Annotated in this window: 34 protein-coding genes, 2 tRNA genes and 3 pseudogenes; 12 read left to right on the top strand and 27 right to left on the bottom strand. The window is 48.9% G+C overall.

Translation table 11 applies throughout. The features are described from left to right. Positions 1-2 precede the first annotated feature (2 nt). The 3 genes from HFD92_RS00235 to HFD92_RS00225 are packed head-to-tail and all read right to left on the bottom strand — an operon-like array spanning position 3 to position 1,736. Entirely contained in the window at positions 3-914 is a 912-nt protein-coding gene (locus tag HFD92_RS00235; RefSeq protein WP_009089528.1) for a DUF808 domain-containing protein, read from the bottom strand. Positions 915-924: 10 nt separating this feature from the next. Continuing rightward, on the bottom strand, positions 925-1,200 hold the full coding sequence (locus HFD92_RS00230) for a hypothetical protein (RefSeq protein WP_009089527.1): 276 nt from the start codon (positions 1,198-1,200) through the stop codon (positions 925-927). Between the two features lie 56 nt (positions 1,201-1,256). Beyond that, positions 1,257-1,736: a very short patch repair endonuclease gene (locus HFD92_RS00225; protein WP_009089525.1), complete on the bottom strand. Its 480-nt coding sequence runs from the start codon at positions 1,734-1,736 to the stop codon at positions 1,257-1,259. A gap of 189 nt (positions 1,737-1,925) precedes the next feature. On the opposite strand from HFD92_RS00225, the gene dcm reads away from it, so the two are divergent. Continuing rightward, on the top strand, positions 1,926-3,302 hold the full coding sequence (gene dcm / locus HFD92_RS00220; RefSeq protein WP_167428081.1) for a DNA (cytosine-5-)-methyltransferase: 1,377 nt from the start codon (positions 1,926-1,928) through the stop codon (positions 3,300-3,302). Between the two features lie 254 nt (positions 3,303-3,556). Here the strand turns inward: dcm and HFD92_RS00215 are convergent, their stop codons facing one another. Both HFD92_RS00215 and HFD92_RS00210 read right to left on the bottom strand, forming a co-directional pair. Next, positions 3,557-3,838 carry an Arc family DNA-binding protein gene (locus HFD92_RS00215; protein ID WP_046102088.1) on the bottom strand — a complete coding sequence of 94 codons (282 nt, stop codon included), beginning with the start codon at positions 3,836-3,838 and terminating at the stop codon, positions 3,557-3,559. 73 nt (positions 3,839-3,911) lie between these two features. Continuing rightward, the gene (locus HFD92_RS00210; protein WP_111208699.1) at positions 3,912-4,616 is read right to left on the bottom strand and encodes a phosphohydrolase; all 705 of its coding nucleotides are present in this window, start codon (positions 4,614-4,616) and stop codon (positions 3,912-3,914) included. Between the two features lie 610 nt (positions 4,617-5,226). Between HFD92_RS00210 and HFD92_RS00205 the strand changes: the two genes are divergently transcribed. From HFD92_RS00205 to HFD92_RS00180, 6 genes are all read left to right on the top strand, one after another. Continuing rightward, the gene (locus HFD92_RS00205) at positions 5,227-5,904 is read left to right on the top strand and encodes a hypothetical protein (RefSeq protein WP_046102090.1); all 678 of its coding nucleotides are present in this window, start codon (positions 5,227-5,229) and stop codon (positions 5,902-5,904) included. Between the two features lie 172 nt (positions 5,905-6,076). Beyond that, the gene (gene mtfA, locus HFD92_RS00200) at positions 6,077-6,853 is read left to right on the top strand and encodes a DgsA anti-repressor MtfA (RefSeq protein WP_009089517.1); all 777 of its coding nucleotides are present in this window, start codon (positions 6,077-6,079) and stop codon (positions 6,851-6,853) included. Between the two features lie 104 nt (positions 6,854-6,957). Next, a tRNA-Asn gene (locus HFD92_RS00195) sits at positions 6,958-7,033 on the top strand. A 242-nt stretch (positions 7,034-7,275) separates the two neighbouring features. Further along, complete coding sequence (locus tag HFD92_RS00190; protein ID WP_167428080.1) at positions 7,276-7,704, top strand: CesT family type III secretion system chaperone; 429 nt, start codon at positions 7,276-7,278, stop codon at positions 7,702-7,704. 77 nt (positions 7,705-7,781) lie between these two features. Continuing rightward, positions 7,782-8,666: a hypothetical protein gene (locus tag HFD92_RS00185; protein ID WP_167428079.1), complete on the top strand. Its 885-nt coding sequence runs from the start codon at positions 7,782-7,784 to the stop codon at positions 8,664-8,666. Between the two features lie 214 nt (positions 8,667-8,880). Continuing rightward, positions 8,881-8,956, top strand: a tRNA-Asn gene (locus HFD92_RS00180). A 205-nt stretch (positions 8,957-9,161) separates the two neighbouring features. Here the strand turns inward: HFD92_RS00180 and HFD92_RS21700 are convergent. Further along, positions 9,162-9,323: pseudogene (locus HFD92_RS21700) on the bottom strand (LysM peptidoglycan-binding domain-containing protein); the annotation flags it as partial. A gap of 252 nt (positions 9,324-9,575) precedes the next feature. Here HFD92_RS21700 and HFD92_RS00170 point away from each other — a divergent pair. From HFD92_RS00170 to HFD92_RS00160, 3 genes are all read left to right on the top strand, one after another. Then, positions 9,576-9,836, top strand: coding sequence for a GlsB/YeaQ/YmgE family stress response membrane protein (locus HFD92_RS00170; protein WP_150029815.1), 261 nt, complete (start codon positions 9,576-9,578; stop codon positions 9,834-9,836). Between the two features lie 26 nt (positions 9,837-9,862). Continuing rightward, a complete protein-coding gene (locus HFD92_RS00165; protein ID WP_167428077.1) occupies positions 9,863-10,243 on the top strand; it encodes a YidB family protein in 381 nt (126 codons plus the stop codon). 295 nt (positions 10,244-10,538) lie between these two features. Then, the gene (locus HFD92_RS00160; protein WP_185185182.1) at positions 10,539-10,742 is read left to right on the top strand and encodes a SymE family type I addiction module toxin; all 204 of its coding nucleotides are present in this window, start codon (positions 10,539-10,541) and stop codon (positions 10,740-10,742) included. A gap of 64 nt (positions 10,743-10,806) precedes the next feature. Here the strand turns inward: HFD92_RS00160 and HFD92_RS00155 are convergent, their stop codons facing one another. From HFD92_RS00155 to HFD92_RS00140, 3 genes are all read right to left on the bottom strand, one after another. After that, positions 10,807-10,998 carry a DUF4926 domain-containing protein gene (locus tag HFD92_RS00155; protein ID WP_167428076.1) on the bottom strand — a complete coding sequence of 64 codons (192 nt, stop codon included), beginning with the start codon at positions 10,996-10,998 and terminating at the stop codon, positions 10,807-10,809. A gap of 1,096 nt (positions 10,999-12,094) precedes the next feature. Then, positions 12,095-12,820 carry a hypothetical protein gene (locus tag HFD92_RS00145; protein WP_255461677.1) on the bottom strand — a complete coding sequence of 242 codons (726 nt, stop codon included), beginning with the start codon at positions 12,818-12,820 and terminating at the stop codon, positions 12,095-12,097. Beyond that, positions 12,759-13,106, bottom strand: coding sequence for a hemagglutinin repeat-containing protein (locus HFD92_RS00140; RefSeq protein ID WP_167428074.1), 348 nt, complete (start codon positions 13,104-13,106; stop codon positions 12,759-12,761). Before HFD92_RS00140 ends, HFD92_RS00145 begins: the two co-directional genes overlap by 62 nt. A gap of 181 nt (positions 13,107-13,287) precedes the next feature. On the opposite strand from HFD92_RS00140, the gene HFD92_RS00135 reads away from it, so the two are divergent. Next, positions 13,288-13,437, top strand: a complete 150-nt coding sequence (locus tag HFD92_RS00135; RefSeq protein WP_072052725.1) for a SymE family type I addiction module toxin — start codon at positions 13,288-13,290, stop codon at positions 13,435-13,437. 51 nt (positions 13,438-13,488) lie between these two features. On the opposite strand, the gene HFD92_RS00130 is transcribed toward HFD92_RS00135, so the two are convergent. The 10 genes and pseudogenes from HFD92_RS00130 to HFD92_RS00085 form a co-directional block, all read right to left on the bottom strand. Next, entirely contained in the window at positions 13,489-13,845 is a 357-nt protein-coding gene (locus tag HFD92_RS00130; protein ID WP_150029808.1) for a hypothetical protein, read from the bottom strand. A 270-nt stretch (positions 13,846-14,115) separates the two neighbouring features. Continuing rightward, positions 14,116-14,454, bottom strand: coding sequence for a hypothetical protein (locus HFD92_RS00125; RefSeq protein ID WP_150029807.1), 339 nt, complete (start codon positions 14,452-14,454; stop codon positions 14,116-14,118). 147 nt (positions 14,455-14,601) lie between these two features. Continuing rightward, positions 14,602-14,907, bottom strand: a pseudogene (locus HFD92_RS00120) (recombinase XerD); the annotation flags it as partial. A 117-nt stretch (positions 14,908-15,024) separates the two neighbouring features. Continuing rightward, positions 15,025-15,315: a hypothetical protein gene (locus HFD92_RS00115; RefSeq protein WP_167428073.1), complete on the bottom strand. Its 291-nt coding sequence runs from the start codon at positions 15,313-15,315 to the stop codon at positions 15,025-15,027. A gap of 246 nt (positions 15,316-15,561) precedes the next feature. Beyond that, on the bottom strand, positions 15,562-15,840 hold the full coding sequence (locus HFD92_RS00110) for a YrhB domain-containing protein (RefSeq protein WP_167428072.1): 279 nt from the start codon (positions 15,838-15,840) through the stop codon (positions 15,562-15,564). Next, positions 15,825-16,175, bottom strand: coding sequence for a toxin glutamine deamidase domain-containing protein (locus tag HFD92_RS00105; RefSeq protein ID WP_255461676.1), 351 nt, complete (start codon positions 16,173-16,175; stop codon positions 15,825-15,827). The genes HFD92_RS00110 and HFD92_RS00105 overlap by 16 nt, the downstream gene beginning before the upstream one ends. Before the next feature lie 802 nt (positions 16,176-16,977). Beyond that, positions 16,978-17,310, bottom strand: coding sequence for an Imm45 family immunity protein (gene imm45, locus HFD92_RS00100; RefSeq protein ID WP_167428071.1), 333 nt, complete (start codon positions 17,308-17,310; stop codon positions 16,978-16,980). A gap of 1 nt (position 17,311) precedes the next feature. Beyond that, positions 17,312-17,551, bottom strand: a complete 240-nt coding sequence (locus HFD92_RS00095) for a hypothetical protein (protein ID WP_167428070.1) — start codon at positions 17,549-17,551, stop codon at positions 17,312-17,314. Between the two features lie 8 nt (positions 17,552-17,559). After that, positions 17,560-17,940 carry a hypothetical protein gene (locus HFD92_RS00090; RefSeq protein ID WP_167428069.1) on the bottom strand — a complete coding sequence of 127 codons (381 nt, stop codon included), beginning with the start codon at positions 17,938-17,940 and terminating at the stop codon, positions 17,560-17,562. 153 nt (positions 17,941-18,093) lie between these two features. Continuing rightward, entirely contained in the window at positions 18,094-18,552 is a 459-nt protein-coding gene (locus tag HFD92_RS00085; protein WP_167428068.1) for a VENN motif pre-toxin domain-containing protein, read from the bottom strand. Positions 18,553-18,671: 119 nt separating this feature from the next. Between HFD92_RS00085 and HFD92_RS00080 the strand changes: the two genes are divergently transcribed. Then, positions 18,672-18,866: a type I toxin-antitoxin system SymE family toxin gene (locus tag HFD92_RS00080; protein WP_167428067.1), complete on the top strand. Its 195-nt coding sequence runs from the start codon at positions 18,672-18,674 to the stop codon at positions 18,864-18,866. Between the two features lie 61 nt (positions 18,867-18,927). On the opposite strand, the gene HFD92_RS00075 is transcribed toward HFD92_RS00080, so the two are convergent. From HFD92_RS00075 to HFD92_RS00035, 8 genes and pseudogenes are all read right to left on the bottom strand, one after another. Continuing rightward, positions 18,928-19,305, bottom strand: coding sequence for a hypothetical protein (locus HFD92_RS00075; RefSeq protein ID WP_167428066.1), 378 nt, complete (start codon positions 19,303-19,305; stop codon positions 18,928-18,930). Positions 19,306-19,504: 199 nt separating this feature from the next. Beyond that, the gene (locus tag HFD92_RS00070; RefSeq protein ID WP_221412759.1) at positions 19,505-20,140 is read right to left on the bottom strand and encodes an SMI1/KNR4 family protein; all 636 of its coding nucleotides are present in this window, start codon (positions 20,138-20,140) and stop codon (positions 19,505-19,507) included. After that, positions 20,137-20,277 (bottom strand): hypothetical protein, encoded by a 141-nt coding sequence (locus HFD92_RS00065; RefSeq protein ID WP_160297551.1) that lies wholly within the window; start codon positions 20,275-20,277, stop codon positions 20,137-20,139. Before HFD92_RS00065 ends, HFD92_RS00070 begins: the two co-directional genes overlap by 4 nt. A gap of 76 nt (positions 20,278-20,353) precedes the next feature. Continuing rightward, positions 20,354-20,815, bottom strand: a complete 462-nt coding sequence (locus HFD92_RS00060; RefSeq protein WP_167428065.1) for a hypothetical protein — start codon at positions 20,813-20,815, stop codon at positions 20,354-20,356. Next, positions 20,802-21,008, bottom strand: coding sequence for a polymorphic toxin type 25 domain-containing protein (locus HFD92_RS00055; protein ID WP_167428064.1), 207 nt, complete (start codon positions 21,006-21,008; stop codon positions 20,802-20,804). Before HFD92_RS00055 ends, HFD92_RS00060 begins: the two co-directional genes overlap by 14 nt. A gap of 600 nt (positions 21,009-21,608) precedes the next feature. Next, entirely contained in the window at positions 21,609-21,962 is a 354-nt protein-coding gene (locus tag HFD92_RS00050; protein ID WP_150029796.1) for an immunity 8 family protein, read from the bottom strand. Then, positions 21,959-22,861, bottom strand: a pseudogene (locus tag HFD92_RS21695) (hemolysin); the annotation flags it as partial. The gene HFD92_RS00050 and the pseudogene HFD92_RS21695, both read right to left, overlap by 4 nt. 310 nt (positions 22,862-23,171) lie before the next feature. After that, positions 23,172-23,663 (bottom strand): hypothetical protein, encoded by a 492-nt coding sequence (locus HFD92_RS00035; RefSeq protein WP_167428063.1) that lies wholly within the window; start codon positions 23,661-23,663, stop codon positions 23,172-23,174.

Here is a 23,663-nt window from a genome sequence, read left to right as displayed (position 1 = left end):
CTTTATACCGATTTTCCACGCACTCTGGCAATAAGGTTGACCACTAACAGCACGATCGACCCAATGATAAAACCGAGCACCAGGTTCGCGCCATTGCTGAGCAGCGTCGCAATCCAGCCGCTGAAGCCAGCGCTGACCTCTTCAATCAGGTGATGCAGCGGCGTAATGCCATGCACCACAATGCCGCCGCCCACCAGGAACATGGCGATGGTGCCCACGACCGAAAGGATCTTCATCAGCCAGGGCGCGGCCGCCAGCAGCACGCTGCCGATGCCCTGCGCAACGCGCGACGATTTCTCCCGCAGCCAGAAGCCCAAATCATCAATTTTTACAATGGCCGCCACGATGCCGTAGACGCCAATGGTCACCAGAATGGCGATGCCTGCCAGGATAATCACCTGATTAAGCAGCGGCGATTCGGAAACGATGCCTAAGGTAATGGCAACGATTTCGGCCGACAGAATAAAATCGGTGCGCACTGCGCCTTTGATTTTCTTTTTCTCAAACTCTGCCGCGTTCTGCTTCGCCAGTGAATCAAGCCGCTGCTGGCGCGCCTCCGGCGATTTGCTCTGCTTGTCATGCTGCAGGCTGTGCATCACCTTCTCGACCCCTTCATAGCAGAGATAGGCTCCGCCCAGCATCAGCAGCGGCGTAATCAGCCAGGGCGCAAACGCAGAGATAACCAGCGCCAGCGGCACCAGGATCAGTTTGTTCAGAAACGATCCTTTTGCCACGCCCCACACCACCGGCAGCTCCCGGTTGGCTTTCACGCCGGTGACCTGCTGGGCATTCAGCGACAGATCGTCGCCCAGCACGCCGGCCGTTTTTTTCGCCGCCACTTTCCCCATGACGGAAATATCGTCCAGAAGTGTTGCAATATCATCAAGTAAAGTCAGTAAACTGGTTCCCGCCAAAATTGTATCCTTAGTCTGGTTCGTTATGTTGACAACATGGGCAGCGCTCAATTTCCGTTACGGTCATGTCGGCGATGCCCTCACATTCCCACTCCACCCTAATCGTCTCGCCTGCTGTTCCTTCAGCATGCAGGTATTTGCTGACCGGGCTTTCGGTCATGCCGGTGATCTCCTCCGTGGCAATCAGCCTGTCGCCGCTGTAGACCCGCGCAGTGGCGCGGGTATTCACCATCCGCTCGTCACGAAGCTGGTAAAGGCGTTTTACCGTCAGTTTTATGCTGCTCATTTCAGGCTCCTTCCTGGCCTCGGAGAAAAGGTCGATCTAATCAATTATGACTCTGATTAGCAATCAGCGTTGTAATGATGAATGCCCTGATGGTCGATTTCGGCACTCTCCGGCATGACCAGCAGCCACTCCTCCAGCCGCTCCAGCAGATCCTGATCCGCCAGCCGCAGTTTGCCGCGCAGCGCGCACTCCCAGATGATCAACACTTTCCAGCCACTCGCCTGCAGCTGCTGCACATAGCGCCGGTCACGTTCAACATTGCTGTTAATCTTGCCCGTCCAGAACTCTGTGCGGGTAGCCGGCAGTTTAAACAGGTAGCAGTGATGGCGATGCCAGAAGCAGCCATGAACAAAAATAATCGCCTGCTGGTCGTTGAGAACAAAATCGGGCCGTCCTGGCAGATTTTTATCCTGCACACGAAAGCTGAATCCCCGGTCTTTCAGCAACAGCGCAATTCGTTGCTCAATGGCCGTATCCTGAGCGCGAATGGCACGCATATTTTTGCTGCGTGTTTCGCTGGAGTGAACATCAGCCATAGCCTCTCCTTTTTTGCTGGTTCTTCAACTTTAGTCTGCGCCACGAAAAGCGAAAGCTGGCAACCGAACCTTCACAACGTGCGCCGCAAAAACAGACGATTCCGGCGCGCCGGCTCAGGGCACATCGGGGCAATTTCCTCACTGCCTCAGGAGTGATAGCATAGGCGCCTCACTGTTAAGGAAAAACGCATGCATCCCGCCGCCCTCGCTGAACCACTTTCTGCTGCACATTCACTTCCTGAAGCGTCCGATCGCTTACAGCAGGTCCTGGCAATCTATTCGGTTCGTGATCTTACGGCCCGCCTGCAGCAGGCGGGTTTCTCCCGCTGGAGCCCTGCGCTCCTGAACCGGATCCGCCAGGGCAAATGCGCCGTGCCGCCGCTGAGTGAAGCCGAACAGCTTCTGCTGCAGGATCTGCTGCCGGCCCGGCCCGCCCATTATGATAATCCTGAATTTCGCTTTATCGATCTCTTTGCCGGGATTGGCGGCATTCGCAAAGGATTTGAGGCGATAGGCGGTAAGTGTGTCTTCACCAGTGAATGGAACAAAGAGGCGGTTCGCACTTATAAAGCTAACCACTATAGCGATCCGCTGGAGCATCACTTCAATACCGATATCCGTGAGGTCACACAGCCAGCGGGCCTGAGCGACGATGAGGCGATCTATCGCGCTATCGATGCTGCCATCCCGGATCATCAGGTGCTGCTGGCAGGCTTTCCCTGCCAGCCCTTCTCACTGGCGGGTGTCAGCAAAAAGAATGCGCTGGGCCGCGCACACGGGTTTGAATGCCAGGTGCAGGGGACGCTGTTTTTCGACGTGGCGCGCATCCTTGCCGCGAAGAAACCGCCCTTTTTCGTGCTGGAGAACGTGAAGAATCTCAAGAGCCACGATAAAGGCCGCACCTTCGCCATTATCATGGAGACGCTGGATGAACTGGGCTATGACGTCGCGGATGCCGGTGACACCAGCCCGGATGCCAAAGTGATCGATGCGCGTCATTTCCTGCCGCAGCATCGCGAAAGAATTGTGTTGGTCGGGATCCGCCGTGACCTGAAAAAACAGGATTTCACGCTGCGCGATATCCGCCGCTTCTTCCCGGCTCAGGTCCCTGCGCTGCAGAGCCTGCTGGAGAGCGACCCGGATGACAAATATATCCTCTCGCCGGTGCTCTGGCGCTATCTCTATCAGTATGCGAAAAAGCATAAGGCGAAAGGCAATGGCTTTGGCTTTGGCCTCAACGATCCGCGTAATCCGCACTGCTGCGTGCGCACCCTGTCGGCGCGCTACTACAAAGATGGCTCGGAGATCCTGATTGACCGCGGCTGGGACAGCGCGCTGGGGGAAGCGGAGTTTCACGATGCCGCAAACATGGCGCGCAGACCGCGCCGTTTGTCACCACGCGAATGTGCGCGGCTGATGGGCTTTGATGTACCGGGCCACGAGCCGTTCCGCATCCCGGTCTCAGACACGCAGGCTTACAAGCAGTTTGGTAACTCGGTGGTGGTCCCGGTGTTCGCCGCGGTAGCGCAGCTGCTGCTGCCCCATATCCGTCAGCTGAAACCCTGATTCCTGAAAAGAAAAATCACCTGATGATGCAGGCCCAGACAAAGCGAGTTCAACAGCAACGAATAAGCTCAACGCGCAGGGAACAGGATCAGAAGAGGAAAGCGTCCCGCGCCAGGGATGGCGCGGGTCGAGCGTGTCAGGGATGACGGTTTTTGCGTCTTTCCGATCTGACCCTGTTCTCTTCGCAGGCACAGTCTCACCACAAAACAGTCCAGCCTGATGCAAAAAAACCCGTCTGGCGACGGGTTTCATGTTTATTTCTTCTTCTTGCTCTGCTTTTTCAGCAGCAACCGTATCTGTTTCAGTTCGCTGGCGCTTAATCCATCGGCCTGTGCATCAGAAGCGGCTGAGGCTTCCGCCGCCGCTTCGGTAATGTCCTGATTATCAATCGCCGGATGCGGATGCGTTTCCAGACTGGCCTGCAACCGCTGCACAATCTCCTGACTCATGGAAATCTGGTTTTCCAGCGCCAGCTGTTTAATCGTTTCTTTTAATTCAGGATCAATTTTAATCGTTAAATTAACAGTTTCGGTCATCAGGCAGCTCCTTTTTTGTTATTGCTGACACGCTACCGGATGACCGTTTCGATTAACATACTGTCATAAAAATTTAATATTCACTGCGCAGCGGCGTGAAATCCCGCAGTACGGCCTCATCCATTCCCACCAGATTTCCCTGAAGCTCTGCATAAAGTTTCGCCATGTAGCGCACCAGGAAATCTGCGTTATGTTCAGCCAGCATCCGCCCCGCTTCCGTGTGCATCGTTTCCGGCAGACGCAGCAGCTTTTTCTGGAAATGATCCAGTGTCCACAGCGCATCATTCAATTCGCGATCTTTTGCCAGCGGGTCCTGACTGTCGAACAGCGGACGGTTCAGGGCCCCGGCAGTATAGAAAACCCGTGCCAGTCCGATGGCGCCCAGCGATTCCAGCCGGTCAGCATCCTGAACGATTTTCGCTTCCAGCGTCTGAGGCGGGATACCGGCGCTGAAACTGTGGGTTTTCACAGCGTGCATCACCGCCTCTATCTTTTCAGCCGGAAAATCGAGGAAATCCTGCTGCAGAATGCGCTGGGTTTCCGTGGCGGCATAGGTGGAGGCCAGATGACGTTCCGGATGATTCTTCGGCAGATTGACCACATCGTGAAAATAGCAGGCGGTGAGCACCACCAGCGGATCAGCGGGAGTACCGTTCAGGATACGCTGTGCGCTCATCCAGACACGGCGCAGATGGGCGATATCGTGCGCGCCGTCGTCATGGATCCAGTTCGCCTGAAACCAGCTTTCATAACGGGATTGCCAGAGTGTAAGTGACATAGTCTATCTCCCTGTGGTGATCGACAGCAGTTCTCTGTCGTGATCGGTGCGCGAACGTCAGGCCATCATAGCGACTGGCTAATGACATTTTTTTTACAGAGCGGTGGATAAGAGCGGGGCTGCCAGCAATTTCCGGCAGAAAAATGAGATCTGGATCATCTGTATAGCATCTCTGTCAGACAATAACCGCAATTTCATCGGTTTTCAGCCTTTCCTTAATAAATTGTGGCTAAGAAGATTAGTTTAACGGGGGTAATGTTTAATCTGAACAGGATAGCCTTGCCAGAGGGTACGGAAGAGGCTTTTGTCACGTCATTATTTGTAAAAGTGTGGCCGCTGACAGGGGAAAAAATCTGAAAAGGTTCCCATTTTTACCGTTATAACGTACTGTATCCCGGCTATTCGTCGTCTGGCGAAGGTTGCATGATAAGCTCTGGTGCACTTTTTGCATTTTGCGGAATACTGACTACCTCTGTGACAATTTTAAAGTGACTGTCAGGCGACAAATTATTAAGCAAAATGATTTAAAGCTTTTATGATAGTTATGAGATGTGAAGCAAATGGACGTATACAGCAGTAACCGGGTTTTACTAATAACAAGAGGTATTCCATGAAAGAACGGCCGATTCTTTTTTCCGAACAGCGTGTCCGTGCCCTGTTGGTTGGCCAGCAAACGCAAACCCGGCGCATTATGAAAACTCAGGCTTTTGGTCCGGGTCAGGATCATCATGAAGGCGTACACGCTTTTGATGTCAGTGCGAATCATCTGCACGGCTATAAACTGATGTCGATGAGCGACATCAGCTATCACTGTCCTTATGGTAAACCGGGTGATCTGCTGTGGGTACGCGAAACCTGGCGCGGTCCGATGGTGCCGGAGAGCGATCTGGCCGAATATGAGCGTGACCCGACGCCGTTCCGCCTGCCGGAATATTGTCAGTACCGCGCCGACAGCAATGAGCTGGGTCAGCACGCGATGAGCACCCCGGAAGCGGAAGAGTTTGGCTGGCAGACCGCCATCCACATGCCGCGCTGGGCCAGCCGCATCAATCTGGAGATCACCGGCGTTCGCGCTGAGAAGATTCAGGATATCAGCGAAGATGACATTATGGCGGAGGGCGTACAGACCGATTCGCACTTCCTCAATAACTTCTTCACCATGAACGTAAACTCAGAGTCGCCGAAAGAGGCCTATCGCAAAGCCTGGCAAAAACAGTATGGCGCGACCAGCTGGGAAGTGAATCCCTGGGTCTGGGTGATTGAGTTTCAGCGGGTGGGTCGCAACTAGCCCTTCAGCCCTGCGCTTTGCGGGCTGTATCACAGACAACGGCCGCGCTAACGGGTTGAATAGACAGCCCTCAGGCCTGCAGCCGGATCAAAGGTGCCAGCATTCGATGCTGGCATTTTTATATCTGGCGAGTCAGGATAGCGAAAGAGTCCGGTTCTGTGCAGGAGTTGCGATGTTTAAATGGCCCTGGAAAACGCAAAACGACACCCTTCTGGCTGCGCTGCCCTGGCAGCAGGGGCTGGCCCAGCCCATCTTCAGCCTGCTTAGTGAAGACGAACAGCAGGCGCTTACAGCGCTGGCGCAACGCTTCCTGCAACAGAAGAAGCTGGTGCCGCTGGAAGGAACAGCGCTGGATGAACTGCGCAGCGTGCGCATCGCCCTGCTCTTCTCTCTGCCGGTGCTTAAACTGGGTCTGGAATGGCTGGACGGTTTTCATGATGTGCTGATCTATCCAGAGCCGTTTAAGGTGGACGATCAGTGGCAGGATGAGGATGGGCTGGTTCACAGTGCGCCTGCCGTTCACGCCGGTCAGAGCTGGACGCAGGGGCCGGTGGTGCTTAACTGGCTCGATATTCAGGACTCTTTCGATCTCTCTGGCTTCAATCTGGTGATCCACGAAGTCGCCCACAAACTTGATGCGCGCGGCAGTGGCTACACCAGCGGTGTGCCGGTGATCCCGCTGCGCGACGTGGCGCAATGGGAAAAGGATTTACATGCTGCGATGGCGGAGATAGAGAGTGAAGTCGAGCTGGTCGGAGAACAGGCGGCGACTATCGATCCCTACGCCGCCAGCGATCCGGCTGAGTGCTTCGCCGTACTCTCCGAATACTTTTTTACCGCTCCGGTTCTGCTGGCTGAGCGCTTTCCGGCCATGTATCAGCATCTGCGTCAGTTCTATCAGCAGGATCCTCTGAGCCGAATCGCCACTGACAGCGTACAAATTGCTTAAATCGCGATCGCTTTGTGTTAATCCTAGCCAGTTGAATGATAAACCCTTTTTTAGCTGTTGCCACTTCAGAGCGTCGCCGTTAATATTCGCCTCGTTCCAGCGATTCCTCTGTAGTTCAGTCGGTAGAACGGCGGACTGTTAATCCGTATGTCACTGGTTCGAGTCCAGTCAGAGGAGCCAGAATTAGAAAAGCCCGCTCAGGGAAACCTGAGCGGGCTTTTTGCTTTCCGATCCTGTTTTACTCTTTACCTGACGTTCCTTCATCACCGCGACTATTTTAACCCCATCACATCTGCTCGCCATTGTTGCTCAGGACAGGGAACCAAACGCTTTTTCTGTTCACTCACTCTTTCATACTTTGCTGGCCGGGCTGCCCTTGCCATGCCGGTTTGCTATCCGAAACAAATAAGTAAGGAAGAATGATGTCGACATCTTTAAGCAGTGCACTGACTCCTTTATTCCGTTACCTGAGTTTTATGCCTGAGATACGGGGCGATGAGGAAGCCTTTGAACTCGTGATGTGGTCAGACTTATCGCTACGGCTTTTACATTATCCCGCTAACCACATCACCTTTAGCTGCCTGCTTCCTTTCAGGACACCCGATGACATCTCCACCAGGCTTCTCTGGGAACTTCTGCAGGTAAATCTGATGAACGAAGGTAATCCTGCCATTGTGCTGGCGGCTTCGGCAAACAGTGATGAGCTGGTTGTATGGTCACGTTTACCGATGAGCATCGCTGATCCTCAGACCCTGATTGCCCTCTACGAAAACATGGCTTTTTATACTCATACGCTTGGACAGCGTCTGGGCATTATCAGCCAGCATATTACTGATGAAGCCGGAGCCTGATTATGATGCGTATATTTTCAACTGGTAGCAGCCGCCAGACGCCACAGAGCCAGCCTGCTCACCAGAGACTCAGTGCCATGCAAATGCAGGCATCCGGCCCCTTTCAGCATCAGGTCAGGGTGGTTTCTCCACAAACGCTGCAAAGCATGGATCTGGCGGCGCAGGTCCAGCAGGAAGTGCGCAGGCAAGCAGGATCTGGGGGTAATCAGTGGTTACCGCTTGTTGCTGATAAGGGAGAGAGTGCAATGCGCGGTATCATGGCCGTGCGCGCAGCAGAGCGCTTCAGTGATGAAGCCAGAGAAAGCTTTGCACAACGGTTTCCTACTGCTGCGACAGGCCTGGATCGGGCTTATGCCAGTGGACACAGCGCCCTGAGAGTGCAGGGAGGACATTGTCAGGAATTTGCCGATCTGGCCTATACACAGGTGGCAGCCAGAGGAGCCGGTAAGCCCGTTTTTAATACGCTCTACAATAATGACCACGTTCTGGTGCTGTTAGGAGACAAACGTCAGGAAGATCCGGTCGTGCTTGATGCATGGCAACATCTGCCGATAGTGACCACGCTGGAAAACAGCAAACTCGATCCGGGCAGGCTTGACGTTATCCAGCAACGAAACGACCCCCGCCCCGATCCGCACGCCCAGTGGGCGCTGCGTCATGTGCGTACCATGCCAATGTCGGAGATAGAAAGTATATTGACTTCGACAACCTACCCCCCCGTGGGGAAAAAGTTTGTCAGACATATGGTCGAAAAAGCGCGCGCAGAGGAACCTGGACGTTATGATGTACGCTCGCTGGCGAACGATCCCAGCACCCGCTTCACTGACGATCCCGCCCATCCGGCGAAGCCTTATGACGTCATGTCTGCATCATCATTATCCAGTGCCCGCCGAACGATTGAGAAATATGAACAGGCTGCCGCCGCCGATCCCGGGGGCTATGGCAAAGCAAAGCGTTTCTGAAAAGAGCGTCAGTAACGGATCGCCGTTCGCTACAGGGCAGTAGCATGCCAGAAGAAATCTGTCTGGTCTTATTTAACGATCAGGAGGGAGGAATACCTTCTAACCTGAGGAAATCTCAGGAAAATGCTGATTTATTCAGCAGCCAGTCATAAAGGTGCAATCAGGCTTTGACATCCCCTCGCCCGCTGGATATTATGCGCCTCGTTCCAACGATTCCTCTGTAGTTCAGTCGGTAGAACGGCGGACTGTTAATCCGTATGTCACTGGTTCGAGTCCAGTCAGAGGAGCCAGATTAGAAAAAGCAGCTATCCCCGGATAGCTGCTTTTTTGCTTTTCAGATGCCCCACTCTTTGTTCACTTCAACAGCCCTGTTCTCCCGCAACGCTGACTAAACCAGAACACCGTAAATGCTCTCTGCCCTGTCAGAAATCCTGTGTCACTGTAAGCGGCAAATAAAAATCAGCAGGCCACGCTCTGTGAACTGCTGGCTGCTGGTTATTCCGGAATAATCAACACCTGACCTGGCGCGATGTTATCCGGACTGCTGAGAATATTTTTGTTGGCCTCGAAGATTTTCATATAATGAGAGGCATCGCTGTAGAATGCTTTTGCAATGGCGCTGAGCGTGTCACCGGATTTTACCGTGTAGGTGCGCTTACCTGCTGCGGTGATATCAGGCTTATTTTCAACATTCTTATTATCAGTATTTAACAACTCCTCACCTATACTTTTAATACTATCCAGAATGCTCATAATTCTTCTCCCGTCGTTTCCGATACGTTTAATTTAATTAAGAAAACACCATTGCCAGATAAAAGGCAGGCGGCGTACGATACACCCGCTCTTAATTGACGAATTAAACCACAGTTAAACGCTGATAGGATTAATAAAGAATAAAGGATGCAGGAAATGGGTCTATTGTCATGGGTAGTATTTGGGTTGCTTGCCGGCATCATCGCCAGATGTATTATGCCGGGTAAGGAACATATGGGTATTTTCATGACCATGATACTCGGTATTGTGGGTGCGTTGACTGGCGGGTTAGTCAGCACCTTTCTGGGCTTTGGCAAGGTCAGCGGTTTCAATATATACAGCATTGCTATTGCGACAGCGGGATCGGTTATCGTGCTGTTCATCATTCATAAAATCAGAGCCTGCAGGCAGTCTTGATATCTTTTAAATCGGGGAATAAAAGAATGGTTTTACTGGACCAGGTGCTGGCCATGTGCGGCCTGAATAATCAGACCAGTCAGGAAGTGAAAGCTGTGCTGGAGTGGGTTGAGCAGCAAGGCGGTTTACATGCGATTGTGAACCATCTTCAGAGTGGTGAGTACAGCGAGGTAGTGAACTCCTGGCTCGGCAATGAGGAGAATGTTGCCCTGAGCCGTGACATGGTGCAGAAGATGATTCACTCAGAAGCGATTGAACAGCTCGCTGCGCGGATGGGTATCAACACCAGCGATGCACTGAACTTGCTGGTAAAATATCTGCCTCAGCTGGTGGACAAGGCTTCGGCGGAAGGTGTCGTTAATAAAAAATTCGATATGACTGGCGTGATTAGCCAGTTGATGCACTGAGGATGAGATAAAAGGAAGGTAAAAGCCTGTTACGAAAGCATGAGGCTTTTATCTTTTAAATGAGTCAGGATGAATTAAGACAATTACTGAAAAACCCTGCTAAAGGTTAATGAAAGGCATTCATTTACTTTTATAAAAAATTTTTATCTTATCCTTCACTCTCTGCCAGACGAAATCTATAAATTATTTTACTATCCACCTGAATGATACTGATTTTTCCTACCTTTTTGTCAGGCGCATAATAATAATATTTTTTAGGAAATAATTAAGGCTGACACGCATCATAATCAGAGATATGCATGCCCAAAACTGCCGACAGCAGTTCACGGGCGCATTATTACAACGTGGGATACGGCCTGATAAAGGCCAGCCGAACCCGCTGCCACAGTTGACAATCAACGGACGCTGGCTGGAAGCGCTGAGATTTACGACCGGGCAGAAGATCGAAGTGATCACCGGGCCGGGACAGTTGATCATCCGGCTGACGAATGAAGGATAACTGGCTGACCTTTACGGTAAAATCCCGGTAATAAGGCCGGGATTTCATTTATTGGAGCGTAATATTAGTTCAATAGTTGAATGTCATCTGGATAAACAGTCAAAACATCTAACGTCTCACCATTATCATCAACAAATTCTACTTCATAACCTATTGTAGGTTCTGTATGTACCATGACAACAGCACCCTTACATCCTGCGGCTATTGCGTCAGATAACGCTTTTGTGGACTTAACAACGTCATATTCTTTAATCATAATTTTAGCACCAGTTATTTCTTGGCCGGAATAGCTGTCACAAGTCTAACGATACCATCATTATTCTTAATCCAACCGAATTTCACATCTATTGTTCTTCCGTTAGCACCAGTGATAGATATTACCTGGTCATATTTAACACCGAGCTGCGTTTCTGCTGTTTTCACCGCTTTGCTTGGTTCAAAAACAATTTGTTTCGCGACATCGCTTGAATTCCCTTAGTTAAAACCGAGGGCTTTATCACACCATTCAGCTTTGCTTCCGCCAACAGGATGATCTTTTGCTAACAGATAATTAGTTAATTTACTATCAACACTAGTTTGCGTGTCAGATGCGTTTTTCACTCCATTTTTGACTGCACTTTCTCCAGTGTTAGGCTTATTTTTCCCAACTCCTGCCGCAATACCCGCTGCACTTGTTCCAACCGCCTGAACCAGAGAGTTTATGGCTAGCTGCTTCGCCTATTCCGAATCATCGGACATCAACTGATTATGAATCGCTACATTTCTGTCCGCCTCAGCTGGAGCGTCGTTACCTGAAGGATGGAAAGCTCGTTCTGTTCTGCCGGACTCAGACCGCCATCAGCTCGGACTTTTTCCAGCAACTCACTGGTACGGCTAGCATAATCAGCCTGCAACCTGCCAACATCTAAAGTCGCTGCCAAACTCTGCACTCGCTGACGCCATATCTTTCAGCGCTTCACGCCGCTCTTGATACATCTTCACCGAGCAGGTTTCGGCGCTCATGCCGCCGCAGTTGGCCTTCTTATAGCGCTCGTTTTCGGCTTCAACCTGCTTACCGGCCTTCTGCTCAAGCGTTTTACCTTCAGACTGCGCCTGCGCGATATCGGCGAGAGAGTTATTCTCAACTTACTTTCATTTTAATCTCGATAAAAACATAATACCAACACCTAAAACCAAACCAATAACCGCACCTCTTTGTATCGAATCGAATATATTTCCTCGCCATTCATAAATAAAGGCTCCATTTTTTATCATAAAAAAAGATGCCACACCTAACCTAACAAAAAATAGAGTTAATGTGGTTATAAGAAAGAAAAAAAAGATTAGCCTTATGACTAGGATAATGTTTTTCATTATTTATTCTCCAACTGTTTTTGAAGTTCAGAGCCAGCGACCTCTGAAGCTCCGGAACCAATTACAGCGCCGGCCAAACCAGCTGCTTTTTCTGAAATTAAAGGTAGATATTTATTCCCTATCTTTACTGCTCTGCCTCCTGCAGCACCCCCCCCCGTACCAAAAGCAGCCCCAGCAACAATTTGAAGTTCCTCTTTTACTTGCAACTCAGCCCCTGTATAAGCACCAGTTATACCTGCTACTTCAGTGAGCCAGAACCCTTTGCCCTGTGTTAATCCACTGACGCCCGTAGCAATAAGCGCATCGGTGGCACTAAATGGGTCGTCACTCTGAAGCTGATTGAGGATATTTGCGGAACCCCCAATAACACCTGCCCCAATGATACTTCCTGCTGTTGCACCAGATGGCAACAGAACTAGTTCCACAACAGCAGTAGCACCAGAACCCCACGCCGTTAATAAACCGGTTGCCGGATTCTGTCCGGCAGGTAAATCTCCTGAGACCAGTTTATCAGAGGCATACTTAATTTCTTCTGGTGTTGCCGGATTCAGGACTTTGCCAGTTTCATCTACAAGATTGGTGTTATTTACCAGTGATCCCTGGGCTTGCTTATTATCCCAGAAACCACTACCAAATCCGTCTATGCCTGACACCGCATTATTCTCAACCGCATTCTTCCCAGCAATCGCGCCGCTCGTCGCCGCAGCACTGCTGTTGCCCGCCATGCCGCCCGCCAGTCCTGCCGCCCGCGCCATAGCTGGTCTGTTTTGAATCGTAACGATCGCTGTCCTGCTGGCTGGTCAGGGTTAAATCGCGGCCTGCGTTTGCGATGACCTGTGCGCCATCCAGTGTGGTGTCCCGCCCGCTGGTGAGGCTGAGTCTGCCGCCACTGTCCAGTGTGGTCTCAGTCCATCGCGTGCCGTTGCCGTTCTCTTTGCCTTTAATACCATAAACGCTGCCAAACATGCTGATGTCCGCACTACCCTGTCCGGCACCAATACTGATGCCCACACCACCACCGCTGCTGCTGCTGTTTTAACGCTACTCTTCTTAGATTTCCCTTTGCCGGGCAGTAAGCCCGGACACCCGATCCTGCTGCTCATAACCTATTGCTGAGGAGTTTATTATGACTGACACGTATCATTAGTCATCTACAACCGCCGACAGCAAATCACAGACGCATTATTACAAAGTGGGATACCAGCCGAATGAGGGCCAGCCGGACCTGCTGCCACAGCTCACCTTTAACCGCCGCTGGCTGGAGGTGCTGGGTTTTACGACCGGACAGAGGATTGAAGTGATTACCGGGCCAGGACAGTTGATCATCCGGCTGGCGACTTAAGGGTAAATGGCTGATAAAATTAAAATCACGGTTTGATAGCCGGGATTTTAATCAGTAAGCGATTACAGGATAATCACCCTGGCTTGTAGTAATTACATAAGATTCAAAGCCGTTGTTTTCAGGAACGATATACATATTTTTCTCGTTGCCAAAGAATAATTTTAAAATTTCACCATTTAGCAAAGAGCACAACTCAACCCTCTGATTAAGATATGAAAACAGGAGATTACTTGTTGATATATCCTCTCCATGCCCTATATGAAAAGCGTTTTTTTCCTCACATCTAAAGGGACACTGGATCAGTATGCGTGTTCCTGATGAGAACAGCAAAATCAATGACCCTACTCCAACGGTAACCCCAGTTAATATCGCTTCCTCAAATTCATTGAGCTCATTCTCAGTAATCATTTAACCTTCCCTTTTTAGCGGTATCTTTGGCACTGAAGTTTTAGACATTTCCTTTATCTGAGCTTCTCCATACGCGTTAAAAATCCCCGGAGCCATCGGATTTATCGGTATGTTTTTTAATGAATAATCCCCACGCTCCTCTTTCCGCTCAATTTCATCATGTCCGGTCTTGCCCCTCAAAGCATTACTCCCAACAGCATTTTTTCCGGTAGTTCTCCGCAACAATATCTGTAGTGATGTCACTCATTACGCTGCCAGCGCACTGATCGTTTACCACTGCTCTTCTCTCAGGTCGTCACACTTAACGCCCGCATACAGCTGCTGCGCGATGTACTCGCCCATCACCGCGCCCGATGCTCTGGACTGCGCTACGTAGCCCGCCGCATACGAGATTTCCGCGCCCAGCACTGCGTGCGCCATCAGGTCTGCTTCGGTATTCACCTTACCGTTCGCGTCCGTTATCAGAGCATCTATTTTTTCCGCAAGATAAGGTGCCGACGCGCCGCTAATCAACTGCGCCACGTTTCCTCCCGACAGGTTCTGTACCTTCGCCGTCACCGCGCTGGTGCTCAGCTGAAGTGCTGCACCCGATCCGGAACTATCTATCACGGGTGGCCAGCTGGCCACGCTCGAATTTCTACCGACACGCCGATCCGGCTGGTGCTGCGGGATAGCACTCTGTAGGTAACAACCGTGACCGATAAAACAGAGTGGAAAGAACTCTGCGAGCGCCAGGATTCAGGCGCGGGCCGGGTGCAGGAGCTCCCCGTTCTGCTTGCGGTACTGGTACAGGTGACGCTGATAGTGCTCCAGTATCGGTAAGGTGATGTCACGTCCATAGTACAACCCGCGCTCCACCGCCCACAGGATGAACCGGTACTGATGATGGGTTTGCGTCTTCAGCGTGGTCTCCGACCAGTTCCGCTCCCGACGCCACGCCACGCCACGAACCGCAGCAGCAGCTGCATACAGGCTTTTCGGGTCGCTGGCCGGGCCGATGGGCTTTCTGTACACCTTATCCACCGTCAGCAGCGCATCGGCGTGAGGTTTACGGTTGGCCATGTGTCACCCTCGTTTTCCCGACCGCAGGCAGCGGCGCGGATGACGATTTTTCTTTTCCCCTGATTACCACGTCCGGCGCCACCCCGACCGGTTCGGTATCCGGGATCACATTGTTGACTATTTATAAAACAAGCTATTTGACTTTATTATTTTATATACTTCATTTGTTATTTCATCTATATATTGGTCACCATACAACACTTGATCAACCATCATTCTAAAATCACCCATGATATGATTATATAAATTTGGAAGGCCATTACGCTGATTGCCCTCAAGTATTCTTAAAGACTTAAGGATTCCCTTATAACGCAAGTCATTACCTTCGTTTTCAACGGCATATGCGATGACCTTATTTAACAGATCTATAAGCCTTGATATATCCTGCATGTCATTCTCTGTTAACATCTAATCACCTTTTATTTGTCACTTGATCAGGAAACGATTTTCTAAATTCATCATAGGTATAAACTTTACCAGTCTTACCGTCACGTACCGACTTTAACCATTCTGATGGATAATTCCCTGGCATCAAAATTTGATCAGCCTCACCATCATATTTCGGTTTTTCACTACCTGGCTTCTGTTGATCATCCGGCTGGCTGAGGTGTAATCGGCAGATAAAAATATTCCGGCTCGATGGCCGGGATTCTTCTAACTTAGGTTGTTTTTCTTTTCTTCATAATCTTGTAAGTATTTTTCAATTGGATACGCAGTTCCAAGTTCATGTATTTCACCTGTATCCTTATCAACTAGAAAAGGCGAATTACCTGCGAGTTGAGCAGAAAATTCTCCCGTTCCAAGATACTCTCGAGATTGAAAACAAAAAAACCATCCTTCAGAAAAACGGCCTTGAAGAGTAATGACTACCGGAACATCTGTATCTTTTAGATATTCTGTCGCTTTTTCTACAGCCTCTATAAAATTAACCATTGATTCGTCCTCAGTAATTGGAATGGTTTAAACTGGCTGAGATCAGCAGGCTTACCCGTTTGCCTATCAAGGAATCGGACTGTTCCGTTTTGGTTTACAACATTAAACACATGTCCAGGTTGACCCGGCTCATATGAACCAAAAACAATTCCTCGGGAACCTGAGCCTGTACTTTTCATTTGCTGTGTAATGCTTTCGGACGAAGAAATATACTTAAATTTCGTACCGTATTGGATTTCCAAAACGGCCAACGGGATACCGTTTTTATGATTTACAGGCAACGCCGATGCAGGATTTCCAGCCAAAGTAGCACCAGTGGAAACAGAACAGTTCACACAGTTATGTGTTCTGCCTGGTTCCGGGTATCCTGGATTAACATTTTTAATAGAGCCAGCATTCCCCCCCCACTTGCTCCTGTACCCTTCATCCCATAAACCGCACTACCTATCGCCGCCGTGGTATGAACGCCAGCCATCGCGATATAGTCGAAGGGCTGAGCATCGAACCCTTTGACCCGGACGCCGCCGGGGGTTTTTGTTTTAACCGAGGGGTGTCGGGGCATCGCCCTGACCGGGTGGTTTTGGTGACACGGCCCACGGGCAGTGGCCACAAAACATTTCCTGTCCGAGGGTTGATGCTTTTTCAGGCAACCCCGCCGATCAGGCTCAAGGACACCATGATGACGGCGGCACGGAGAGTCTGACTGTTAATAACGACGATCCCTGCACGAGGGCTGGGATCTTGCTCAAGGCTGATAATCTTCATACTACCAGGCAAAAACGCGGGAGAGCTTTTACGCTATCTCCATCCAGTCTTCACCTTCACACTGGTCGATATAATACTCATATGGCCGTTACCAACACGTACGCGCTCTCCGATTGCCGGATTTATTTGTATGTTTCAAAATTAGCCTGTATACCCGTTGGGTTTGAATATGCTGGATCATTTGGTGTTGTATCAGGGTAACGATATCCCCCTAAACCATAAGCACTAATCAACCCTTTTCGGTCAGCAACATCGTCAACCCACAGCCGGTTATCGTCATCGTCGAGCGTGGGCGGCTGGTAATTGAGGCGGAAATTAGGATCTAACCGGTCAAAATATCGATCCCGACGCAATGGCCGGGGTCGTTATTACTCATTGAGAATGAAGGATCTCATATCGGTCTATTACATATACGTCTTTCACATCGCACTCTGGGTAAATCCATTTATCCCAGTTATCTATTACCCATTCAACACTGAGGCCTCTAACCTCTGATAAACAACATTCAGCAGGTAATTTAACTAATATCAGACCAGCCTTATGACCGGATGACACGATTAACCCATAAGGTCTGTCAGCATTAGACAAATCAACAACCATAAAATCGACTAGGGCTTCATATGGCCACACAGCAGGAAGGCGAAAAATGTTTCCATGTCTTAACGCTATGTTTTTTATTTCAATTAATTTTACTGGCTCTTGCATATTATTTTACCTTTAAATCATGGCCGCCTGATTTATCCATACTATTACTTATTGGCATCATCCCCATATCAATTTCTCCCTGATGTTTGCCCGTCTGAGCATTCACCCGTTCAAATCGACCATGTGATGTATCTACCGTATATAAGTGACCATCATCACCAGGATAACCATCCCTGTTATTTATCCTGGTCAGTTTATTATTTTTTACCATTCCATTCGATGGCGCTACCTGCTCCACCATTTGCTTAACTAGAGCAGCCCGTTCTCCAGGCGGAAGATCATATAAACTCTCTTCAAAATGATTAACCTGCTGTCCGTTAGGTAATTTTTAAATATTACCACCTTGTTTTTTGAGCCATTCGCACCACCTTTCGATATCCCTTCGGCAGCTCCCGCTTCCGAGACAATCGCCGCGTGGCCCATCACATTGGTGGTTTCCGCCGAGACCTCCACCGAACTACCTATTGTCTGCGCACGGTGCAACGACAGGTTTTTCTGCGAATCTAATTCCGTCAAAGCGCTACGGGCTGCAATCCACTCTTTTTGCTCCGCCTCGCTTAACGAGCCAACTCCTTGTGTACGTGCTTTTTCTGCCAGTGCCGATTCCTGCTGGCTGTACTCTGCACGCATGGACTTCAGCTCCTGCTCAACTGTGTAACAGTCTGCCGCACTGAAACAGGTTTCTACCCGCTGCCGCTGTTCATCCGATTCCGGCCCAAACTCCCGACGAACCTCCGCAACACAAGCTTTGTCGCCATCACATGCAGCCAGTTTCTCTTAACGCTACTGACTACGTTTGGCAGACAAAAGGTTATTCTCCACAGCATTCTTCCCGGCAACCGTACCGCTCGTCGCTGTAGCACTGCTGTTACCCGCCAGTCCTGCTGCCAGCGTGCCGAGGAGGCTCAGCTGCTCACGGTCTTCCTGCCCCAGTGCCGCTATCTTCTCCGGCGTGTCCGCGCCCAAGTATTTCTCTGCGATGTACTCGCCCATCACCGCGCCCGATGCTCTGGAGAGCGCTGCGTAGCCCGCCGCATACGAGATTTCCACCCCCAGCACCGCGTGCGCCATCAGTTCCGCTTCGGTATTCACCTTACCGTTCGCGTCCGTTGTCAGAGCATCTATTTTTTCCGCAAGATAAGGTGCCGACGCGCCGCTAATCAACTGCGCCACGTTTCCTCCCGACAGGCTCTGTACCTTCGCCGTCACCGCGCTGGTGCTCAGCTGAAGTGCTGCACCCAATCCGGAACTATCTATCACGAGTGGCCAACTGGCCACGCTCGGATTACTACCGATACGCCGATCCGGCTGGTGCTACGGGATAGCACGCTGTCGGTAACAACCGTGACCGATAAAACAGAGTGGAAAGAACTCTGCGAGCGCCAGGATTCAGGCATGGGCCGGGTGCAGGATACCGGCCTGATGAAGGCCAGTCGAACCCACTGGCACTGCTCACCTTCAACAGCCGCTGGCTGGAGACGCTGGATTTTACGACCGGGCAGAAGATCGAATTGATCACCAGTCTGGGGCAGTTGATCATCCAGCTGACGACTTAAGAGTAACTGACTGAAAAATCAGCCCCAGCCAACCGTCTGAGGTTTATTTTTAGATTATATTTCATCTGGATCTTATTCCCAAACGGAAGGTTTCTGTTGGAAATAAAGGTTGTAGTATAATTTCATCATTAAAAATAAATAACCTTGGTGATAAAGCTATAACATCATAAATATTTTTAGCTATCAGACTCAAGTTTGTCCTGAAAACCGGAATGCTGGCATCATCAATAAGAACGTATACTTCTGTATTTTTCATGGTAGTTACATTTAATAAATCATAAATGCTTTCATAATCTGCATGTTCAATTTCTTCCCACGAAATAACTCCTTTTACAAAAGAGTAGCTATTAAGAATATCAACAGCTTTTTTCTCATCCTTTCCTTCAAAAATTTCGAAATCGGCACTAAGTGCCTTTTGACACTCTTCAAATAAAGTCATATTCTCTATCTTCTTAGCTGTTTCAATACCTTTCCAAATGCTGTCTCGTCAGCCAAAAGGATATGATGCTGGCGACACCCCCTGCCATGATGGTAGCCCGAATCCTGAACAGCACTCCGACAATCAGCTTTCCAGGTTTGAGAGAAACTCAGCAAGTAAATTGTAATTTAAAAGTCCTTCAGGTTGAATTACAGAACATTTAATTTATTACAATTATTTTTACACTACTACCATTCGGAGTGTCTCTTATTTGTAATGCGATATTAGCTGCGGCTTTCATCAACTCAAGTGACTTGCAAATATGAAGATTATCAAGCTCGTATAAACCTCCAGCAACGAATGGAATTTTCGGAGCCAAACGATATCCTGATGGTATGGGGCCATTTATTTTTTGCCATGAATGAGCCAGTGTGTACCCAGTAATGACTTGATAATCAGATAATACCATCTCGCACCATTCATTTATGGTATTAGTCAATTTCTTGAACTCTGCAGTTTCAGGCTCGAAGAAATAAACACCATCACTCTTCAAACAAAATTGACCACCAAAAATATCCTCAGCAAAATATAGTGCACCAATCGCCATATCTCCATAAGAAGAAATCCAGAGATTTTTGTTATTCCAGTCTGCTAAACCGATTTCCTCATGGGTTGTTTGATAGGGAAAAACGTGTAAAGCTGACTCAAACCCATAGCATCCGTTTTTTCTATCTAGCAGAGTATTGAGTTCACAGGATAATGGGGAGCTAAAAAACTTCGAGCAATCTTTAACCCCTTCCAGTGGTGAAAGAGGGTTGCTACAAATTGACAGCAGTTTTTCAACGGAATCATTCATTCTTTATTTTCTCCATCCATTTTAATGATTAAAGATGTAGTCTCTCCTGCTGCAAGCGCATCCTGAATATGCTTAGCAGAATCTGATTTATTTATAATAACCATACCCCCCGACTGCCTGTATATTCTCTCTTTCATCCACGAATTCACTTTTCACCAAATTCATTCTGCAACTCATCATCATCTTTTCTCCGTGCATTATGCCCAACAATTTTTAGTTGCCAATAAAAACAATGAGCCATGTTACATACGCTATTCTCGATAGCCAAAGAAAAATCGAGCCGAAGGATAGGTCTGCTTTTGTCAAAAAAACCTTAATAAAATAAAATGGTTTCTCATCATCAGTTAATCTTTGGTGAAAAAACTTCCCATATATTGCAAAGAGAACAAATGAAATCCCGCCGCAAAGATTAGATATTAAAAATAGATTATTAGCCTCTCTTCGATATTCAGCTATCGCTGCTGCAATATATCCAAGAACAAGAAAAACCAATGCGTAGTTTGATAAAGCATCCCGTTTAAAAAAAATATAATTAAAATAAAGTAAGGAATCTTTACCTACCTTAGGCCCACCAAGATACCTATAAACAAAGATAAAAAAACAACCGCCCCATAAAATTAAAAAAAACAACAACATAAAAGATGATATATTTGAAACTAAATCATTTGAAATCATAGTGATCTCTTTCCTTAGTGGAGTCACCGTTCAGATCTACTTTTTCGGCAAGAGAACCAGTTGCAGAACCTGTAAAACCAATGCCTGGCCCAATAGAAAAGGAAATACCAATACCATCTTTTCCGCCAGAGCTTCCTACAAAACCGGGACCAAAACCTGCGCTAGTTGAATAATCACGACTTAAGTCTCCCAACAATTCTGGAAAATAGGGACCGAAGTCAATACCGATTGAAGGTCCAGCCTAAATACCAAATTCATTAGTGTATTAACCGGCACGCAGTCTGGCGACGAACCACCTTTTCCCTGTGCTTTTCCCCACTTACAGCCGCTTTTCCTGTCACGTTTCAGCTGCGATAACTTTTTGCCCTAACACGCCCTTTTCCGCCGCGCACGCTACCGCCTCAGCGTGCCGTCCTGCCAGCACCTGCGCATTTTAACAGCCCTTTATACGCTGCCATTATCGCTTTTCATTCCGGACGCTGGCTGGCGAGGCTCGCTGGAGCCGGAACGGCTTCCTGTTATCCCTGCGGCCTTAAGTTCGCCGGGTAACCAACACCTCACCCCGGCCCGCGCCGGGGGTTTTTGTTTTAACCGAGGGGGGTCGGGGCATCGCCCTGACCGGGTGGTTTTGGGAACACGGCCCACGGGCAGTGGCCACAAAACATTTCCTGTTCGGGGGTTGATGCTTTTTCAGGCAAGCCCGCCGATCAGGCTCAAGGACAGCAGAACGACGGCGGCACGTAGAGTCTGACTGTTAATAACGACGATCCCTGCACGAGGGCCGGGATCTTGCTCAAGGCTGGTAATCTTCATATTCCCAGGCAAAGACGCGGGAGAGCTTCTGCGCGATCTCCATCCAGTCTTCACCTTCGCACTGATCGATATAGTCTGTAATGGTCTTTTTAATCTCATCCAGATCGTATTTACGAACCAGCAACGTGTGCCGCATTAGCTCTGGCAACCATCGGTGCTTGCAGAGCCATTCAGGGGTACAGATATTTAGATGGAAATAATTTATCCCCTTTTCACTTTCTGGACCTATTCTCAAATTGACTAATAGGATAAAACAGTTTTTTTCTTCGGGCTGATAACTTTCTAAACTGAAATCTGGAGAATCAACCCATATGCCTTTTAAGATCGCTTTCATTTCTCAATACTCATGTGCGCGTTGCCAGTGATCTTTCCGTCTTTTTGTTGGACAAAATTAGCCTGTATTCCCGTCGGATTTAAATGTGCTGGTGCATTGGGCTTTTCAGATGGCGGTCTATAAATGCGTAATCCATCGGCACTAATTAAACATCCTGGACAATCTTTTTAATTAGTTACCAATTTGGCCCCATCACCAAACCAGATTTGACCCAATCGCTCAGCTTCTTCTTTAGTGCCAGAACCAACACCGTAATTCAGCTTCCCATTATCACCCTGCACCACCGCCGCCAGTCTCGGATCTTGCTTCGCAATATTGTTCAGGTTCTGCTGCAACAAATCCTCTTTGAGCTTCGGATAGGTTGCCACGTTCTCCGCGCCGCTGGTGACTTTGCCGGCACTGACCGCCGTTGATTCAGCTTTACCCGCGACTTTGGCAACGATCTTCTCCGTTACGCCTGCGGTCACTTTTACCACACCCGTACCACCGGCAAGCAGACCCGCTATATCCGTAACCAGTTTTCCGCCTTCAACACCGGCATTGAATGAGCCACTGGCTCCGGCCTTCTGGTATTCCGCTTCCATGTTGTTGATGCGGTCTATATACGACTGCTTTACCGCATCCGACACATTACCCAGCACATCACCGCTGTTAAACAGCGATTTCAGCGCCTCATATGTCTCCATCGGGCTGCTTGCCGTTTTCACAATACCGTCGATCGTGTCATACAGACCTGCCGGAACCCCGGCAACCATGCCGGCCGCAAAGCTCCCATCCTGCCCTAAATCTATCGCTGTCCACTTCACCTCAGTCTGCACTTTGCAGGCTTGAGTCTGACACTCTTCAAGCTCCTTCTTCTTCTGAGCCTTCTGTTGGTTGCTCAGGTAGTTATTCTCTACAACAACTCATTCCGACACGGTTATTGAGAACAGTCTGGCATTTTCCCTGCGCAGTCAGCGGGCTACAGGCCATTTTTGCTAAGGCATTTCTACAGCAGCAACTTTTTGCCCCGACGCGTCTTTTTCGTCCGAACACGCTACCGCCCCAACGCACAGCAGCCATGCCATCAGCTTTGTTATTCGCCCCATCATGCTTTCCTTGCTTCTTCCTTACGTGCATTCAAGCACCTAATCTTTAAACAGGGGCAGCTGCCGATCCGGCCTGCTGAGTGACAGACAAAAAGATCACAACCGTAAAGGTTGGGTTCTTTTACTTAATCAGTAGACTTGATAATTTATCCTTATTAATTTCATCTGTAGTCACTAAGACAGCCTGAATACTTGAGTCAAGATTATCTTCATCTAGCCATGAAGTGTCTTTTCTTTTTAAATGAAATTTTATTGTTGGCAGTAATGTTTCATCATCCAACGATATAATAACATTTAGAACCCCAGCATGTTTTTCATTCCATTTCTTAATCATTGAATTACAAAAGACAATAGAATGTTGGAAGTAATTTTCACTTACGTAATCTTCTATATGGATAGAATTTACAAAACACTCCAAGGCTATTTCATCTTCAAAAGAATCAGGTTTAATTGCCCCACTATAACCGAGGAGTTTTTTTGATAAAAAACAACTGAATAACTCAACAAAACCCTGTTCAACAACTTCGTTTAGCTCATGAGGAAGAGTAATTTTCTTCATACCCTCCCAACATATGGATTCTAGTTGAGGAAGCATTAAATAGTTAGCCAGCAT

The organism is Pantoea sp. EKM101V (assembly GCF_011800325.1).
Classification (GTDB): Bacteria; Pseudomonadota; Gammaproteobacteria; order Enterobacterales; family Enterobacteriaceae; genus Pantoea; species Pantoea anthophila.
Note: the sequence above shows the minus strand (reverse complement) of the source record. Positions and strands in the feature narration are given on the sequence as shown.

Bases quoted from the DNA above. Each gene is read 5' to 3' on its own strand.
- HFD92_RS00230 (WP_009089527.1), bottom strand. From the start codon at position 1,200: ATGAGCAGCATAAAACTGACGGTAAAACGCCTTTACCAGCTTCGTGAC.
- HFD92_RS00225 (WP_009089525.1), bottom strand. From the start codon at position 1,736: ATGGCTGATGTTCACTCCAGCGAAACACGCAGCAAAAATATGCGTGCC.
- dcm (WP_167428081.1), top strand. From the start codon at position 1,926: ATGCATCCCGCCGCCCTCGCTGAACCACTTTCTGCTGCACATTCACTT.
- HFD92_RS00215 (WP_046102088.1), bottom strand. From the start codon at position 3,838: ATGACCGAAACTGTTAATTTAACGATTAAAATTGATCCTGAATTAAAA.
- HFD92_RS00210 (WP_111208699.1), bottom strand. From the start codon at position 4,616: ATGTCACTTACACTCTGGCAATCCCGTTATGAAAGCTGGTTTCAGGCG.
- HFD92_RS00205 (WP_046102090.1), top strand. From the start codon at position 5,227: ATGAAAGAACGGCCGATTCTTTTTTCCGAACAGCGTGTCCGTGCCCTG.
- mtfA (WP_009089517.1), top strand. From the start codon at position 6,077: ATGTTTAAATGGCCCTGGAAAACGCAAAACGACACCCTTCTGGCTGCG.
- HFD92_RS00190 (WP_167428080.1), top strand. From the start codon at position 7,276: ATGTCGACATCTTTAAGCAGTGCACTGACTCCTTTATTCCGTTACCTG.
- HFD92_RS00185 (WP_167428079.1), top strand. From the start codon at position 7,782: ATGCAAATGCAGGCATCCGGCCCCTTTCAGCATCAGGTCAGGGTGGTT.
- HFD92_RS00170 (WP_150029815.1), top strand. From the start codon at position 9,576: ATGGGTCTATTGTCATGGGTAGTATTTGGGTTGCTTGCCGGCATCATC.
- HFD92_RS00165 (WP_167428077.1), top strand. From the start codon at position 9,863: ATGGTTTTACTGGACCAGGTGCTGGCCATGTGCGGCCTGAATAATCAG.
- HFD92_RS00160 (WP_185185182.1), top strand. From the start codon at position 10,539: ATGCATGCCCAAAACTGCCGACAGCAGTTCACGGGCGCATTATTACAA.
- HFD92_RS00155 (WP_167428076.1), bottom strand. From the start codon at position 10,998: ATGATTAAAGAATATGACGTTGTTAAGTCCACAAAAGCGTTATCTGAC.
- HFD92_RS00145 (WP_255461677.1), bottom strand. From the start codon at position 12,820: ATGGCGGGCAACAGCAGTGCTGCGGCGACGAGCGGCGCGATTGCTGGG.
- HFD92_RS00130 (WP_150029808.1), bottom strand. From the start codon at position 13,845: ATGATTACTGAGAATGAGCTCAATGAATTTGAGGAAGCGATATTAACT.
- HFD92_RS00115 (WP_167428073.1), bottom strand. From the start codon at position 15,315: ATGTTAACAGAGAATGACATGCAGGATATATCAAGGCTTATAGATCTG.
- HFD92_RS00110 (WP_167428072.1), bottom strand. From the start codon at position 15,840: ATGGTTAATTTTATAGAGGCTGTAGAAAAAGCGACAGAATATCTAAAA.
- imm45 (WP_167428071.1), bottom strand. From the start codon at position 17,310: ATGCAAGAGCCAGTAAAATTAATTGAAATAAAAAACATAGCGTTAAGA.
- HFD92_RS00095 (WP_167428070.1), bottom strand. From the start codon at position 17,551: ATGGTGGAGCAGGTAGCGCCATCGAATGGAATGGTAAAAAATAATAAA.
- HFD92_RS00090 (WP_167428069.1), bottom strand. From the start codon at position 17,940: ATGCGTGCAGAGTACAGCCAGCAGGAATCGGCACTGGCAGAAAAAGCA.
- HFD92_RS00075 (WP_167428066.1), bottom strand. From the start codon at position 19,305: ATGACTTTATTTGAAGAGTGTCAAAAGGCACTTAGTGCCGATTTCGAA.
- HFD92_RS00070 (WP_221412759.1), bottom strand. From the start codon at position 20,140: ATGAATGATTCCGTTGAAAAACTGCTGTCAATTTGTAGCAACCCTCTT.
- HFD92_RS00065 (WP_160297551.1), bottom strand. From the start codon at position 20,277: ATGAAAGAGAGAATATACAGGCAGTCGGGGGGTATGGTTATTATAAAT.
- HFD92_RS00060 (WP_167428065.1), bottom strand. From the start codon at position 20,815: ATGATTTCAAATGATTTAGTTTCAAATATATCATCTTTTATGTTGTTG.
- HFD92_RS00050 (WP_150029796.1), bottom strand. From the start codon at position 21,962: ATGAAAGCGATCTTAAAAGGCATATGGGTTGATTCTCCAGATTTCAGT.
- HFD92_RS00035 (WP_167428063.1), bottom strand. From the start codon at position 23,663: ATGCTGGCTAACTATTTAATGCTTCCTCAACTAGAATCCATATGTTGG.